This is a genomic window from Streptococcus suis (assembly GCF_019794615.1).
GTDB classification, from domain to species: domain Bacteria; phylum Bacillota; class Bacilli; order Lactobacillales; family Streptococcaceae; genus Streptococcus; species Streptococcus suis_AI.
In genome coordinates this window covers 25960-40265 of the sequence record NZ_JAIMDU010000001.1, presented here as the reverse complement: position 1 = coordinate 40265, position 14306 = coordinate 25960, and the positions used below count along the sequence as shown (strand labels likewise).

Genomic DNA, 14306 nt, shown 5'->3' with positions numbered 1-14306 from the left:
TTAAAATATTTTAAACACAGTTCTTTGGAATAAAAGCTATTGAATAGGAATGATAATCCTGAACAAAGGATTATTTTATCCATGAAAAGGCTTTACGCAAATGTTTGCATTGTGGTATAATTGTAAAAAACAGATTTTAGGAGTATCTTATGTCTAAAAAAATCATCGGAATTGACCTTGGGGGAACTTCTGTTAAATTGGCGATTTTGACTACCGAAGGTGAAATTCAAGAAAAATGGTCTATCAAAACAAATATTTTAGATGAGGGAAGCCACATTGTTCCTGATATCATTGACAGCATCAAACATCGTTTTGAAACACATGGTTTAACGAAAGAAGATTTTCTTGGTGTTGGTATGGGGTCTCCAGGTGTCGTTGATAGCGAAGCTGGTACTGTTATCGGTGCCTACAACCTCAATTGGAAAACCTTGCAATTGGTTAAAGATCAGTTTGAATCTGCCCTCGGCTTACCTTTTTACATTGACAATGATGCCAATGTAGCGGCTCTTGGTGAACAATGGGTTGGTGCAGGAAATAACAATCCGAATGTTGTCTTCATGACTCTTGGTACAGGTGTCGGTGGCGGTGTCATTGCTGCTGGAAACTTGATTCGTGGAGTCAAAGGTGCTGGTGGTGAATTGGGCCATATCACAGTTGACTTTGATGCACCATTTGCATGTACTTGTGGTAAAAAAGGTTGTTTGGAAACTGTTGTTTCAGCAACAGGTATTGTGAATTTGACACGCCGTTATGCTGAAGAATACGCAGGTGATGCCAAACTGAAACAATTGATTGACGACGGAGAAGAAGTTACTGCAAAAGATGTGTTCGACTTAGCTAAAGAAGGTGACGATTTGGCTTTGATTGTCTACCGTCACTTCTCAGAATACCTAGGTGTTGCTTGTGCAAATATTGCAGCTGTTTTAAATCCAGCCTACATTGTTCTTGGTGGTGGTGTTTCAGCTGCAGGTGAATTCCTATTAGATGGTGTACGTAATGTATTTGCCGAAAATAGCTTCCCACAAATTAAGGAAAGTACACAAATCGTATTGGCAACACGAGGCAATGATGCAGGTGTATTAGGCGCAGCATCACTTGTATTAAAATAATAATTGTTAGAAGCAGAGGAAACTCTGCTTTTTTTAATCCGCTGTTACAATTTTCTTATATACATATATTGAAAAATGTAGTGTTTAAGCGTACAATGAAAGTGTAAAAAGAAAGGAGTGTCACCTTATGAAACAGGTAAACATGTCAAAGATAATCAACTATCTGACCACTCTTGGTTTATTGATTTGTTATCTGCCTTTTTCCTTGATTACTGGATTCGAGACTGGTTTTTCCCGTCTAGCTGGGGAAACGTAGCAACCATGTTGATTCTCCCTCTGCTGGGTACTCTAATTCTTATACTATCTATCTACTATAAAAAATTGTGGACAGGTTTAATTAGTATCTTTTTAATTATCTCGTTTCCTTTGATATTCGGTATTGGCTACTTTATATTTGGCCCCTAGAAGGAGTTTCTTATACAATTAAAATGCTTAAATTTAGTTTTCTACAGCCTTGCAACATTTCTCATTGTCATGCTATTTTTACCAATAGGTCAATGGTTTGATATTGTAAATGTGAATTTCAAACTAACATTTTTCATCATTCCCTTTTTAGGTCTAGCCAGTTTACCAACGGCTATTTACACTAAAAATATTCGCCAGATATTATTGAGTACTGTCTTGGTTGTTTTGTATTTTATATTGCTCAGCTTAGTAACTTCCCTTTCTGGTCTATTTCAGCTCAATTTCTACCCCTTCCTCTATAAATGAGGACTCCAGTTCAAAACTGGAGTTTTTTGCTAGATTTTGCTATACTAAAACTATGACAAAAGCAGATAGTATTTTTAAAGAAAACATTCGTAAGATTATGGAAGAGGGCGTTTTTTCAGAAAATGCTCGCCCCCGTTACAAGGATGGAAATGTAGCCAATTCCAAGTACTTTACAGGTGCCTTTGCGGAGTATGATTTAGCAAAGGGCGAGTTCCCTATCACGACCTTACGGCCAATCCCTATTAAATCAGCCATAAAGGAAATTCTCTGGATTTACCAAGACCAGACTAATGACTTGTCTGTTTTACAAGAAAAGTACGGTGTCCAGTATTGGAATGACTGGGAAGTGGAAGGAACCGGCACGATTGGCGAACGCTATGGTGCTATTGTTAAGAAGCATGACATCATTTCCAAGATTCTCAAACAATTGGAAGAAAATCCTTGGAATCGCCGCAATGTCATTTCGTTATGGGACTATGAGGCTTTTGACCAATCTGCTGGTCTCTTGCCATGTGCCTTTCAGACCATGTTTGACGTTCGACGAGTGGATGGGGACATTTATCTGGACGCAACTCTTACTCAACGCTCAAATGATATGTTGGTTGCCCATCATATCAATGCGATGCAGTATGTAGCCCTTCAGATGATGATTGCTAAACATTTTGGCTGGAAGGTTGGGAAGTTTTTCTATTTCATCAACAACCTTCATATCTATGACAATCAGTTTGAACAAGCTGAAGAATTGTTACGTAGGACTCCTTCAGAAGTTGAGCCTCGTTTAGTGCTCAACGTCCCTGACGGAACAAACTTTTTTGATATTAAAGCAGAAGATTTTGAGTTGGTGGACTATGAACCGGTTAAACCTCAATTGAAGTTTGATCTTGCTATTTAAGTTGTAGGCTGTTTTCCAACAGCCTATATCTCCAACCTCCACCTCGCTTCTTTAATTTTAAGCTCGGGCTGAAACAGTCTATACTAAGACTGTTTCACTCTCCAAGTATTCTTTGAGTACTGCTACATTTTTAGAGCTATAAAAATTTGCACTAGACCTACTTGGAAAGTGCATTTTTTGTGAATTTTTGATAGAATGATAGGACGGAAAGTGAGAGAAAATGACAAAAAAGATTGTTGCTATTTGGGCTCAAGATGAAAATGGATTGATTGGAAAAGGCGATAAACTACCTTGGTACTTGCCCGCTGACTTCGCTCATTTTAAAGAAACGACAACTGGTCACACGATGGTGATGGGACGTATAACTTTTGATGGTATGGGCAAGCGTGCACTTCCAAATCGTCACACTATCGTTTTGACAAAGGATCAATCATATGTAGCGGAAAATGATCGGGTTACAGTTGTTCATAGTGTGGAGGAAGTGTTGGATTGGTATGCACATCAAGAGCAGACTTTATTTGTACTTGGTGGGAGTCAGATTTTTATGGCATTTGCGGCATATATCGACCAATTGATTGTGACAGATATTCATGGTCAATTTGATGGAGATACTTTCTTTCCGAAAGATTTTCCGATGGAACAATTTTGCCTACAGAAGAAAACACTCCGATTAAAAGATGAGGCGAATCCATTTGATTTTACTATAAAAACCTACGAAAGAAGAGAAAGTTAGGCATGGAGAGAAGTTTATTCGGTTTATTTACAGCGTTGCTCTGCGGAATATGCGTTCTTTGTGCTGTTCAAGCCTTTAGAAAGAAACGTTTTGGTCTGGCCATTTTATTTTTACTGAATGCTTTTACCAATTTGGTTAATAGTATTCATGCAATTTATGGCTTTTTATTCAGATAAGAGATATGAAAGAGGAAACACATGGCTGTTAAGCATACACAAGAGCTTATCTATTGCTCATTTTGTGGTAAAAATCAAGAAGAAGTTAAAAAAATTATTGCAGGAAATAATGTTTTCATTTGTAATGAGTGTGTTGAGTTAGCTCAAGAAATCATTCGTGAAGAATTAGCTGAAGAAGTACTGACAGATTTGGCAGACACACCAAAGCCACAAGAATTACTCAATATTTTAAACAATTATGTCATTGGACAAGATCGTGCTAAACGTGCATTGGCAGTTGCTGTTTATAATCACTACAAACGTATTAATTTCCAAGATAGTCGTGATGAAAATGATGTTGATTTGCAAAAATCCAATATCTTGATGATTGGTCCAACTGGATCCGGAAAAACATTCTTAGCACAAACCTTAGCTAAGAGTCTGAATGTTCCTTTCGCGATTGCTGATGCAACTGCGCTGACTGAGGCTGGTTATGTGGGTGAAGATGTTGAGAATATTTTACTAAAATTATTGCAGGCAGCAGATTTTAACATTGACCGCGCTGAAAGAGGTATCATCTATGTGGATGAAATTGATAAAATTGCCAAAAAAGGTGAAAATGTGTCCATTACCCGTGACGTCTCGGGTGAAGGTGTCCAACAAGCTCTCTTAAAAATTATTGAAGGAACCGTTGCTAGTGTTCCTCCACAAGGTGGACGAAAACACCCTAATCAAGAAATGATTCACGTCGATACGAAAAACATTCTTTTCATCGTTGGCGGTGCCTTTGATGGTATCGAGGAAATTGTTAAGCAACGATTAGGAGAGAAAATCATTGGTTTTGGTCAAAACAATCGTGCTATTGATGAAAAAGAATCATACATGCAACATATCATTGCTGATGATATTCAAAAATTTGGTATTATTCCTGAGTTGATTGGACGATTACCTGTTTTTGCAGCCTTAGACCAATTAACGACAGAGGATTTGATTCGTATTTTGACTGAGCCGAAGAATGCTTTGGTAAAACAGTACCAAACTCTTTTATCCTACGATAATGTGGAGTTAGAATTTGACCAGGATGCCTTGGAGGAAATTGCCAAAAAGGCTATTGAACGGAAAACAGGTGCACGGGGACTACGTTCGATTATTGAAGAAACCATGATGGATGTGATGTTTGAAGTTCCTAGTCAAGAGAATGTAAAACGTGTTCGTGTTACAAAAGATGCAGTAGATGGTAAGGAAAAACCTTTGCTAGAAACTGCTTAAATAAGTACAATAAGGGGTGATAGGTTTTGACTTTCTCCCTTTATTTATGAAAGGTACAAAATGGAAATCAATACACATAATGCTGAAATTTTGCTTAGTGCGGTTTCGAAAGCCCAATATCCAGAAGACGATCTTCCGGAAATCGCCCTTGCTGGACGATCAAACGTTGGGAAGTCTTCCTTTATTAATACCCTCTTAGGTAGAAAAAATCTTGCTCGTACATCAGGAAAGCCTGGAAAAACTCAACAACTTAATTTTTATAACATAGATGATAAAATTCGTTTTGTTGATGTTCCAGGTTATGGTTATGCAAAAGTTTCAAAAACGGAGCGTGCCAAGTGGGGCAAAATGATTGAAGAATATTTGACAACAAGAGAGAATTTACGGGTTGTTGTTAGCCTAGTGGATATGCGCCATGAGCCTTCAGCTGATGACGTTCAGATGTATGATTTCTTGAAATATTATGACATTCCTGTTATTATTGTGGCAACGAAGGCTGATAAAATACCGCGTGGCAAGTGGAACAAACACGAATCAATGATCAAGAAAAAGTTGGACTTTGATAAGAAGGATCAATTTGTCGTGTTTTCTTCTGAAACTCGTCATGGCTATGATCAGGCTTGGGATGCAATCTTGAAAAATATCTAATTTATAGACGAGGAGAAAAGCCATGGAACGAACATTCTTCATTATCAAACCGGATGCGCTTGAGCGAGGATTGGCAGGACAAATTCTTACACGTATTGAACGTAGAGGATTCAAGATTCGTGATTTGAAGATGCTGACTGCAACAGAAGCATTAATTGCGCAACATTATGATCATTTGACTGACAAACCTTTCTTTCCGCAATTGGTTCAATATATGACTAGTGGTCCTGTCATTGCTGGGATTTTGGAAGGTCCAGAAGTTATCAAATCATGGAGAGATATGATGGGTGCTACTAATCCGGTCAATGCACTTCCAGGAACTATTCGAGGGGACTTTGCCACTGCACCGGTTGGTGGAATGGTAGAGAATGTCGTACATGGATCAGATTGCTCAGAAGCAGCCGAACGTGAAATTTCTTTATGGTTAGGACAATAGCAGAGCTGGCACCTGGATTTCTAGGTGTTTTTCTTATGGAAAGTTCTAGCTAAATCTGATATAATGAAGAGTATTATACCCTTGTAGAGGATGAAACATGAATTTAGAAGAATTAAAAAAACGACAGGAGAAAATCCGTAATTTCTCCATTATTGCCCACATTGACCATGGGAAATCAACCTTGGCCGACCGCATACTCGAAAAGACAGAAACAGTTTCTAGTCGTGAAATGCAGGCTCAATTGTTAGATAGCATGGATTTGGAACGTGAACGCGGCATAACCATTAAGCTAAATGCAATCGAGCTTAACTATACCGCCAAAGATGGAGAAACCTATATCTTTCATTTGATAGACACTCCAGGACACGTTGACTTTACCTATGAAGTTTCTCGTTCGCTTGCTGCCTGTGAAGGAGCAATTCTGGTAGTTGATGCAGCCCAAGGCATTGAAGCACAAACACTTGCAAATGTTTATTTGGCTCTGGATAATGATCTTGAAATCTTGCCAGTTATTAATAAGATTGATCTACCAGCTGCCGATCCTGAGCGTGTTCGTCAAGAAATTGAAGATGTCATCGGTTTGGACGCTTCGGAAGCGGTTCCCGCTTCAGCTAAATCGGGAATTGGTATTGAAGAGATTCTTGAACAAATCGTAGAGAAAGTTCCCGCTCCAACAGGTGATGTTGAAGCCCCATTGCAGGCCTTAATTTTTGACTCTGTCTATGATCCCTATCGCGGGGTTATCCTCCAAGTTCGTATTGTCAATGGTGTCGTGAAGCCAGGCGATACCATCCAGATGATGAGCAATGGCAAGACCTTTGATGTGACAGAAGTTGGAATTTTCACACCAAAAGCCATTGGTCGTGATTTCCTAGCAGTTGGAGATGTTGGCTATATCGCAGCTTCTATCAAGACTGTGGCTGATACCCGTGTCGGTGATACAGTGACTTTGGCAGAAAATCCTGCCAGCGAGCCACTCTCAGGCTACAAGCAGATGAACCCAATGGTCTTCGCTGGGATCTATCCAATTGATTCCAACAAGTACAATGACCTCCGTGAAGCCTTGGAAAAGCTCCAGCTCAATGATGCCAGCTTGCAGTTCGAACCTGAAACATCGCAGGCCCTCGGCTTTGGTTTTCGTTGTGGCTTCTTAGGTCTCTTGCACATGGATGTTATTCAAGAACGGATAGAGCGTGAATTTAACATTGACCTCATCATGACTGCACCGTCGGTAGTTTACCACGTCAATATGACAGATGGTGAGATGATTGATGTAGCCAACCCGTCAGAATTCCCAGATCCTACAAAAATTGCAAGTATTGAGGAGCCTTATGTTAAGGCACAAATCATGGTACCACAGGAATACGTCGGTGCGGTGATGGAATTGGCCCAACGCAAACGTGGTGACTTTGTGACCATGGATTATATCGATGATAACCGTGTCAATGTTATCTACCAAATTCCACTTGCGGAGATTGTCTTTGATTTCTTTGATAAACTCAAGTCATCTACTCGTGGATACGCTAGCTTTGACTATGAAATTTCTGAGTACCGTTCATCTAAGTTAGTGAAAATGGATATTCTCTTGAACGGCGACAAGGTAGATGCCCTCAGCTTTATCGTCCACAAGGAATTTGCTTACGAACGTGGGAAAATCATCGTGGACAAACTCAAGAAAATCATCCCTCGTCAACAGTTTGAAGTGCCAATCCAAGCTGCTATCGGTCAAAAAATCGTTGCCCGTAGCGACATCAAGGCTCTTCGGAAGAACGTTTTGGCCAAGTGTTATGGTGGTGACGTTTCCCGTAAACGCAAACTCCTAGAAAAACAAAAAGCCGGTAAAAAACGGATGAAAGCCATCGGCTCTGTCGAAGTTCCACAAGAAGCCTTCCTAAGCGTTCTCAGCATGGATGAAGACGATAAGAAATAAGCTGGATACAAACATTTTGATATGCTCCCCTTATAGTGGACAGTGAAAAATAAAATTTTTTCACTAGAAACTATTAGGGGAGATTTAATATGTCCAAAAGAAGTCTAAAGTCTGTTTCTGAGAAACTAGAAATAATTCTAATTCACTTGAAAGTAGGGGAATCAATTAGTTGGTTAGCTAGGAACCATGGTATCTCAAAGGAAACACTATTAAATTGGGTTCGGAAGTACAAAGAAGCTGGTGCCGAGAGGCTAGAGGAGAGTAGTTGCTGGACGAAGTGTAGTAAGGAGCTATAAGAACAAGCTCCTCCCAATTATTGAAAAATTATTAAGTAAGATATTGCTAAATCTTTGGCAACAAAGTAGCAAGTTTATGTCATTCGATTTGACAATCAAGTAATGGATAATCGTGCAGAAGCAGGGGACTACCTGCGAAAACTCATTACCTATAACCGCTCAGAGACCAAGGAAGTCAGAGCACTTGCCAGCTTTAGAGGATTTGACTTAAAAATGACTACACGAGGTCCTAGTGAGCCCTTACCAGAGACGGTTTCTTTGATGATTGTAGGTGATAACCAATATACAGTCGCTCTTGATTTGAAATCAGACGTGGGAACGAATCAACGGATCAGTAATGCCATTGACCATATTATAGATGACCAAGAAAAGACAGAAGGGCTGGTAAAGTATTAAAAAAGATAAGCTACAAGTAGGAAAAGTAGAAGTAGAGAAAATTTTTCCAAGGAAGATGACTATCAGCTTGTAAAGGCTAAGTATGATGTTTTGGCTCTCTTGGTTGAAAAAGAAGTAGAGATTGAGGAGATAGATGCAGCTTTGGAACAATTTAATCGAAATACCCATCATCTGCCAAAGAACCAAGATATATTACTTGATTTAAAAGTAACGGAGTGAATAGTGGTCAGAAAAAACAAGCATAAGTAATTGATTGTTTTTGAGCTCCTTTTCATTGTTTGGTCTGTGTTTTAGCCAAATAAACACCAACTAAAGTAATTAAAATCGCAATAATTGATTGTGTATTTAATCTTTCTTGAAATATAATCCATGCGTAGACTGCGGCTACAACAGGTTGAGATAATGTAATCAGTGATGACAGACTTGCATTTACCTTTCCAAGACAATAAGCCAGTAACCCTTGACCTAGAATTTGTGAAATTAGTGCAAGCGCCAAAAGTGGCCAGAGATCAGAGAAGTTATGTGGAAAATAGAATCCTTCAGTAAATATAATTACAATTCCAAGGACAAGCAAGCTTCCGAAAGCACTAATGAACATAATAACATTGCTTTTAATATTATCTCTTAGTTTATACACTGTAAGCATGAACATTGCATAGAACACAGAGGTGCTGAGACTTAGGATATCACCTAATAATCTATCTGAAGTTAGGGTCAGTTTATTTCCCATTAAAATTATGACACCAAAAAAAGTGATTATACTTCCTAGAAAAAAACGTTTAGTCATTTTTTCTTTAAAGAAAAAGTAGCTGAAAGGAATTACTGTAAAAGGAGTTAAGTTAGCAAGTAAATTTGCATTTGCGACACTTGTATATGAGAAAGAAATATTCCATAGTGCTAGGTCTCCTGCTAAAAATGCTCCAGCTAATACAATAGTTAAAATATTTTTTTTACTTAATTGTACATCTTCTTTTTTAATAAAGGGGAGTAACATAGGAATAGAAAAAAGTACACGGTAAAAACCAGTATTTATTGGTGGTAGGGAACTTAATTTAACAAATATACCTCCTGTTGCTAGAAAACATATAGCAACAAAGATTAGAAATATATGGATGTTTGAATTTGAACGGTTAGACTTCATGATATTTTTCTCCTTGTATCTATTGAACATGTATAATCATTTCATTAATGATTCGATTATTTTTAAGAAAATGTAGTTTAAGAGGTGACAGAAAACCATTTTTTTCAACAGTTATGCTATTACCATTTAGAATGGATGACTTAAAAGTGTTATTTTTTGATAAATATTGAATTTCGCTTAACATATTTTTATTCAAATCATTAAAATAGATAATAAGATTATTATCTATGACTTGATATCCTGTATAGATAATGTGTTTTAGGATTTGAAGGATTTTCAAATTGGTTTAAACAAATCCAATCGGGATTATCTTTTAACAATTCTTTAGCTTTCTGAATATGACAATCATTGCCTAATCTATGATCAGCAAGAACAACTTTGGCACCATATTTTTTTAAAACTTCAATTTTTTCAGCACTAAAGTGATCTGGGGTTGTTAAAACTAATTGATAACCTTTTAATGAACTGGCCACAGCTAGTCCAATGCCTGTATTGCCCCCAGTTGGCTCTATCAGAGTGTCTCCAGATTTCAAAACACCGGATGTTTCTGCATCTTCTATCATTTGCAATGCAACACGAGATTTTATACTACCACCTGGATTGAATTCTTCCATTTTCAAATAAACCTGAGCAAAATTATCACCAAATGGATTTTTTAACTTTACCAAAGGTGTATTTCCCATATCTTTAAGAATAGACATTGTTATTTAACCTCCTTTTTTAAAATTTTAATAGATAAGTGGTATAATAAAAAGTACCAGTAATAGAAAATTTTTAGGTGCCACTTTGGAGGGAGGAGTTATGATAAACCTTAAAAAAGGCAAGGAGCATCGTCCATTATATGAGCAAATTTATAGTCAGATAAAGTTAGATATTATAAATGGTTACCTATCGCCAAATGAAAGAATCTTAGGAACAAGAACATTAGCTAAAATGCTAGATGTCAGTAGGAATACTGTTGATAGAGCCTATCTTCAATTAACGCTTGAAGGATATATTGAAAGTAGAAAAAATGCGGGATTTTATGTTTTAAGACTTCCGAAGGTGCTATGTTCTAGCAGAGAGAAAAATCCATTTGATGAAAACTACATGGATGAGGAAATATTGAGACAAGAGAATATTGTTTATGACTTGACTAACAGTAGCCATACAAGTAATCTTTTTCCAAAAAAAGTATGGAAGAAGCACTATATAACTGCACTTGAACAACTTGAATTAGCAGAAAGATTGTCAAGTTTACAACCTTTTCAAGGTGATGTAGTCCTCAGAAAAGAAATTTGTCGTTATTTAGAGCGAATAAGAGGTGTTGTTTGTCACCCTAGACAGGTTATTATCACAAGTGGCTTACAACAATCTTTAGATTATTTATGTCAGTTTTTAGGTAAAAATAAAAATGTACTGATGGAGGAGCCAAGTTATCCAAAAGCAAGAGAGATTTTTATAAAGAATTCTTGTAATATTAGTACGGGAAAGGTCGACGTAAAAGGATTAGACATAAGTAAACTTTCTAATGCAGTTAATATTGATATGATTTATACGACTCCATCGCATCAATTTCCATTGGGGATGATTATGCCAATTTCTAGACGTCAAAAGCTGTTAGAATTTGCTGAACAGAACGATTCGTTTGTTATTGAAGATGATTATGATAGTGAATTACGTTATTATGAGAAACCTGTTCCGGCATTAAAATCAATAGATTATCCTGATCGAGTTATTTATCTAGGGACCTTCTCAAAAATTTTATCGCCATCTTTTAGAATGAGTTATATTGTTCTACCTAAACAATTTACTGAAGGCTTTTTAGAACGATTTAGGTTACACAACAGTACTGTGAATCTTATTAATCAGATTGCACTAGCTAATGTATTGAGTAGTGGCGATTATGATCGATTGGTTAGAAAAATGAGCCATATTTTTAAAAAAAGATATGAGGCGTTTCAAAATGGGTTTGATACTTTTCAAGTGCCTATCAGGGTTTCCCATAATGTAAGTGGACAATATTTTTTGGTCAGTTTTCCAACGAAAATCAATCAGTATGAAATGATAAAACGTGCACTTGATGAGGGTGTTAAAGTATATGATACGATGCAGTTTTGGCAAGAAGAAGCAGAGTGTCCTCATGAACATTTATTTTTGGGATTTAGTAAAATTGAGTTGGAAGATATACCTGATTGTATGGAGAGATTGAAAAAAGCTTGGGATATATAACATTTGATAAAGGCTGACAAATAATTTTGAACGCGGTAAAATGAAGTCAAGAAACCAGAAAAGGAGAATCAGCTCCGGCCCAAATAGTAGAAGAAATGCGTTATCAACAAGAAGAATGGTTGGCACAAAGCTTTACGAGTCCAGAGGATAGAGCCAACTACCAAACCTTAAAGGAACAATATGAAGATGAGAACCTTGATTATAGTTTTTCAAAGCGTGAAATCACTGGACACCTGGAACTCATCATCACAAGTCGTGAGGTTGATTTTCCAAGCTTAGATGAGGTGACGAAGGCAGAATACCTTTATTTGGTTGCTCAACTAGATGAACTTGAGCAGGAACAAGCCAACTATTACCGTATGCAGCTATCCTAGAAAGAGGTGAAAATGTTGGAGCAAATTTTATAAAGGCTTTTAATTATCGTCGTAATAGGACTGATGTTGCTTGTCCTTTAACAGATTGTGAAAGATTCAGGTGCTTTGTTTCTTGTCGGAATCATCAGTGGCTTAATCTTTATTGAAATCTATGGATTTTACTCCTTTTTCACAGAACGATACCAATATATTGAAGATTTAAAAGCTAATCGAGTTTGGAGTTTTACCACTTTCTATACAATCTTAAACATATTAATTGTATTTTATTTAGTACCCAAAGTCGTGAGAAATTGTATTACACGAGATAAATATTAGGCTACCTTAGTGAGGTAGCCCGAACTGAAGATGAAGCTCTTAGAATTATGTTTCTTTTGACACTTTAAGACGGAGTGCTACGATTTGAAGAAGTATAAGACCTTTGTGGAGCTAGTATCAGACATTGATAACTACATCTACTTTTACAATCATCAACGCTTTCAAGAGCGCAATAACGGCCTTGCCCCTCTTGAAATGAGGAACAAGGCCGTTGCCTAATCTTTTATTATTTCATTGTCCACTTGACAGGGAGCAATTCATTTTGTTGCAAGAGTGTTTTCTCTTATTTACGTTTCATTTCACCTTGTGGGTAGTAAGTCCCTTCAGGCATATCATTGATGAAAACATGAATGGCTTCTTTTGGTGCGTTGGTATTACGAGATACAACCTCAGTTACTTCACGTGCAAGAGCAATCTTTTGTTCTTCTGTGCGTCCTTCAAACAAATCAATACGTACAAATGGCATAAAAAACTCCTTAATTTCTTTCATTATAAAGCTAGTATACCATAGAATTGAGGTTATTTATTCAATAAAGTAATTAAAAAGAGTTTAATAATATTATTTTGCTTCTGAATGATTTTTTTTGAATGAATAAAAAGTTTGTTTCGCACTTTTTCATTAAATAGGAAGTACTTTTTTTCTATTTCCCATAAACTCCAATTTATGATAGAATGAAAGGAGTGAAATTTTAAGATTGGAAAGAGAAAAGTGGCTCAATTATATTATAAATATGGGACAATGAACTCAGGTAAGACTATTGAAATTCTCAAGGTTGCCCACAACTATGAAGAACAAGGAAAACCTGTTGTTATCATGACATCTGCGCTTGATACCCGTGATGCCTTTGGTGTTGTATCCAGTCGAATTGGCATGCGACGTGAAGCAGTAGCTATTGACGATGAGATGGATATTTTTGCTTTTATCGAAAAAATGGAACCCCGGCCTTATTGTGTTCTGATTGATGAAGCTCAATTTCTTCGACGTCATCATGTATATGCTCTTGCGCGTGTTGTAGATGAATTGGATGTACCTGTTATGGCTTTCGGTCTTAAAAATGATTTCCGAAATGAACTGTTTGAAGGTTCCAAACACTTGCTCTTATTGGCTGATAAATTAGATGAAATCAAAACAATCTGCCAGTATTGTTCTAAAAAAGCGACAATGGTTTTGAGAACGCAGGATGGAAAACCTACTTATGAAGGAGAACAAATCCAAATTGGTGGCAATGAAACCTACATTCCTGTCTGTCGCAAACATTATTTTTCACCAGAAATTAAAGAATTACCCTAATTTTTGAAAATAAAATGAGAAGCGGCTGTAAACTGAGCATCTGTATAGAATTGATTTTGCCTATGACTCTGTGCCAATTTTCATGACCTACAAATAACAGAAAGGAAATGAACACGCCCTACAAGCTGTGTCAAAAAGATAATTTCTCCAAGTGTTTGTAACACTTGGTCAAAATTCCTATTTTGACTGTGCTTGCTTAACAGGCTTTGTATCTTAATGGAACTGAACACGCCCTACAAGCTAACAATTAGTGTGTTCTTCCCAATTTTTTAGAAAGGAACTGAATACGGGCTACGAACGGTGCCTGTTTCATGACCTACATATTACAGAAAGGAACTGAACATGCCCTACAAGCTAACTGGAAGTGTGTTCGGTCAAATATTTAGAAAGGAATTGAAT

General features: G+C 37.1%; 14 protein-coding genes and 4 pseudogenes. 15 read left to right on the top strand and 3 right to left on the bottom strand.

Translation table 11 applies throughout. From position 1 onward, the window contains the following. Positions 1-149: 149 nt before the first annotated feature. The 10 genes and pseudogenes from K6V43_RS00195 to K6V43_RS00150 form a co-directional block, all read left to right on the top strand. The gene (locus K6V43_RS00195) at positions 150-1109 is read left to right on the top strand and encodes an ROK family glucokinase (protein WP_222381024.1); all 960 of its coding nucleotides are present in this window, start codon (positions 150-152) and stop codon (positions 1107-1109) included. 127 nt (positions 1110-1236) lie between these two features. Then, positions 1237-1365, top strand: a complete 129-nt coding sequence (locus K6V43_RS11425) for a hypothetical protein (RefSeq protein WP_261311734.1) — start codon at positions 1237-1239, stop codon at positions 1363-1365. A 507-nt stretch (positions 1366-1872) separates the two neighbouring features. Continuing rightward, a complete protein-coding gene (locus K6V43_RS00185) occupies positions 1873-2712 on the top strand; it encodes a thymidylate synthase (RefSeq protein WP_222381022.1) in 840 nt (279 codons plus the stop codon). Between the two features lie 220 nt (positions 2713-2932). Continuing rightward, a complete protein-coding gene (locus tag K6V43_RS00180; RefSeq protein ID WP_222381020.1) occupies positions 2933-3445 on the top strand; it encodes a dihydrofolate reductase in 513 nt (170 codons plus the stop codon). A gap of 197 nt (positions 3446-3642) precedes the next feature. Further along, positions 3643-4869 carry an ATP-dependent Clp protease ATP-binding subunit ClpX gene (gene clpX / locus K6V43_RS00175; protein ID WP_024404609.1) on the top strand — a complete coding sequence of 409 codons (1227 nt, stop codon included), beginning with the start codon at positions 3643-3645 and terminating at the stop codon, positions 4867-4869. 60 nt (positions 4870-4929) lie between these two features. Then, positions 4930-5517 (top strand): ribosome biogenesis GTP-binding protein YihA/YsxC, encoded by a 588-nt coding sequence (gene yihA / locus K6V43_RS00170; protein ID WP_024396517.1) that lies wholly within the window; start codon positions 4930-4932, stop codon positions 5515-5517. A 22-nt stretch (positions 5518-5539) separates the two neighbouring features. Then, a complete protein-coding gene (gene ndk, locus K6V43_RS00165; RefSeq protein ID WP_024392203.1) occupies positions 5540-5953 on the top strand; it encodes a nucleoside-diphosphate kinase in 414 nt (137 codons plus the stop codon). A 97-nt stretch (positions 5954-6050) separates the two neighbouring features. Continuing rightward, a complete protein-coding gene (lepA, locus tag K6V43_RS00160) occupies positions 6051-7883 on the top strand; it encodes a translation elongation factor 4 (protein WP_024404612.1) in 1833 nt (610 codons plus the stop codon). Positions 7884-7972: 89 nt separating this feature from the next. Beyond that, positions 7973-8176 (top strand): annotated as a pseudogene (locus tag K6V43_RS00155) (helix-turn-helix domain-containing protein); the annotation flags it as partial. Beyond that, positions 8172-8794: pseudogene (locus K6V43_RS00150) on the top strand (helicase SNF2); the annotation flags it as partial. The pseudogenes K6V43_RS00155 and K6V43_RS00150, both read left to right, overlap by 5 nt. A 52-nt stretch (positions 8795-8846) precedes the next feature. Here the strand turns inward: K6V43_RS00150 and K6V43_RS00145 are convergent. Continuing rightward, positions 8847-9716 (bottom strand): DMT family transporter, encoded by an 870-nt coding sequence (locus K6V43_RS00145; protein ID WP_024392200.1) that lies wholly within the window; start codon positions 9714-9716, stop codon positions 8847-8849. A 221-nt stretch (positions 9717-9937) separates the two neighbouring features. After that, a complete protein-coding gene (locus tag K6V43_RS00140; protein ID WP_050571162.1) occupies positions 9938-10417 on the bottom strand; it encodes a PLP-dependent cysteine synthase family protein in 480 nt (159 codons plus the stop codon). A gap of 100 nt (positions 10418-10517) precedes the next feature. Between K6V43_RS00140 and pdxR the strand changes: the two genes are divergently transcribed. From pdxR to K6V43_RS00120, 4 genes and pseudogenes are all read left to right on the top strand, one after another. Then, positions 10518-11927 (top strand): MocR-like pyridoxine biosynthesis transcription factor PdxR, encoded by a 1410-nt coding sequence (gene pdxR / locus K6V43_RS00135; protein ID WP_024392199.1) that lies wholly within the window; start codon positions 10518-10520, stop codon positions 11925-11927. A gap of 83 nt (positions 11928-12010) precedes the next feature. Then, positions 12011-12301, top strand: coding sequence for a DUF5962 family protein (locus K6V43_RS00130; protein ID WP_336512759.1), 291 nt, complete (start codon positions 12011-12013; stop codon positions 12299-12301). Positions 12302-12364: 63 nt separating this feature from the next. Next, positions 12365-12616: pseudogene (locus K6V43_RS00125) on the top strand (DUF5966 family protein). A 60-nt stretch (positions 12617-12676) separates the two neighbouring features. Next, positions 12677-12835, top strand: a pseudogene (locus K6V43_RS00120) (IS3 family transposase); the annotation flags it as partial. Positions 12836-12899: 64 nt separating this feature from the next. On the opposite strand, the gene K6V43_RS00115 reads toward K6V43_RS00120, so the two are convergent. Beyond that, on the bottom strand, positions 12900-13082 hold the full coding sequence (locus K6V43_RS00115; RefSeq protein ID WP_002934978.1) for a 4-oxalocrotonate tautomerase: 183 nt from the start codon (positions 13080-13082) through the stop codon (positions 12900-12902). 243 nt (positions 13083-13325) lie between these two features. Here K6V43_RS00115 and K6V43_RS00110 point away from each other — a divergent pair, with 243 nt between their 5' ends. Further along, positions 13326-13907 carry a thymidine kinase gene (locus K6V43_RS00110; RefSeq protein ID WP_172054781.1) on the top strand — a complete coding sequence of 194 codons (582 nt, stop codon included), beginning with the start codon at positions 13326-13328 and terminating at the stop codon, positions 13905-13907. Positions 13908-14306 lie beyond the last annotated feature (399 nt).

Excerpts from the sequence above, each read along its gene's own strand:
- ndk (WP_024392203.1), top strand. The coding sequence starts at position 5,540 with ATGGAACGAACATTCTTCATTATCAAACCGGATGCGCTTGAGCGAGGA.
- pdxR (WP_024392199.1), top strand. The coding sequence starts at position 10,518 with ATGATAAACCTTAAAAAAGGCAAGGAGCATCGTCCATTATATGAGCAA.
- K6V43_RS00195 (WP_222381024.1), top strand. The coding sequence starts at position 150 with ATGTCTAAAAAAATCATCGGAATTGACCTTGGGGGAACTTCTGTTAAA.
- K6V43_RS00115 (WP_002934978.1), bottom strand. The coding sequence starts at position 13,082 with ATGCCATTTGTACGTATTGATTTGTTTGAAGGACGCACAGAAGAACAA.
- lepA (WP_024404612.1), top strand. The coding sequence starts at position 6,051 with ATGAATTTAGAAGAATTAAAAAAACGACAGGAGAAAATCCGTAATTTC.
- K6V43_RS00180 (WP_222381020.1), top strand. The coding sequence starts at position 2,933 with ATGACAAAAAAGATTGTTGCTATTTGGGCTCAAGATGAAAATGGATTG.
- K6V43_RS00145 (WP_024392200.1), bottom strand. The coding sequence starts at position 9,716 with ATGAAGTCTAACCGTTCAAATTCAAACATCCATATATTTCTAATCTTT.
- K6V43_RS11425 (WP_261311734.1), top strand. The coding sequence starts at position 1,237 with ATGAAACAGGTAAACATGTCAAAGATAATCAACTATCTGACCACTCTT.
- K6V43_RS00185 (WP_222381022.1), top strand. The coding sequence starts at position 1,873 with ATGACAAAAGCAGATAGTATTTTTAAAGAAAACATTCGTAAGATTATG.
- yihA (WP_024396517.1), top strand. The coding sequence starts at position 4,930 with ATGGAAATCAATACACATAATGCTGAAATTTTGCTTAGTGCGGTTTCG.
- clpX (WP_024404609.1), top strand. The coding sequence starts at position 3,643 with ATGGCTGTTAAGCATACACAAGAGCTTATCTATTGCTCATTTTGTGGT.
- K6V43_RS00140 (WP_050571162.1), bottom strand. The coding sequence starts at position 10,417 with ATGTCTATTCTTAAAGATATGGGAAATACACCTTTGGTAAAGTTAAAA.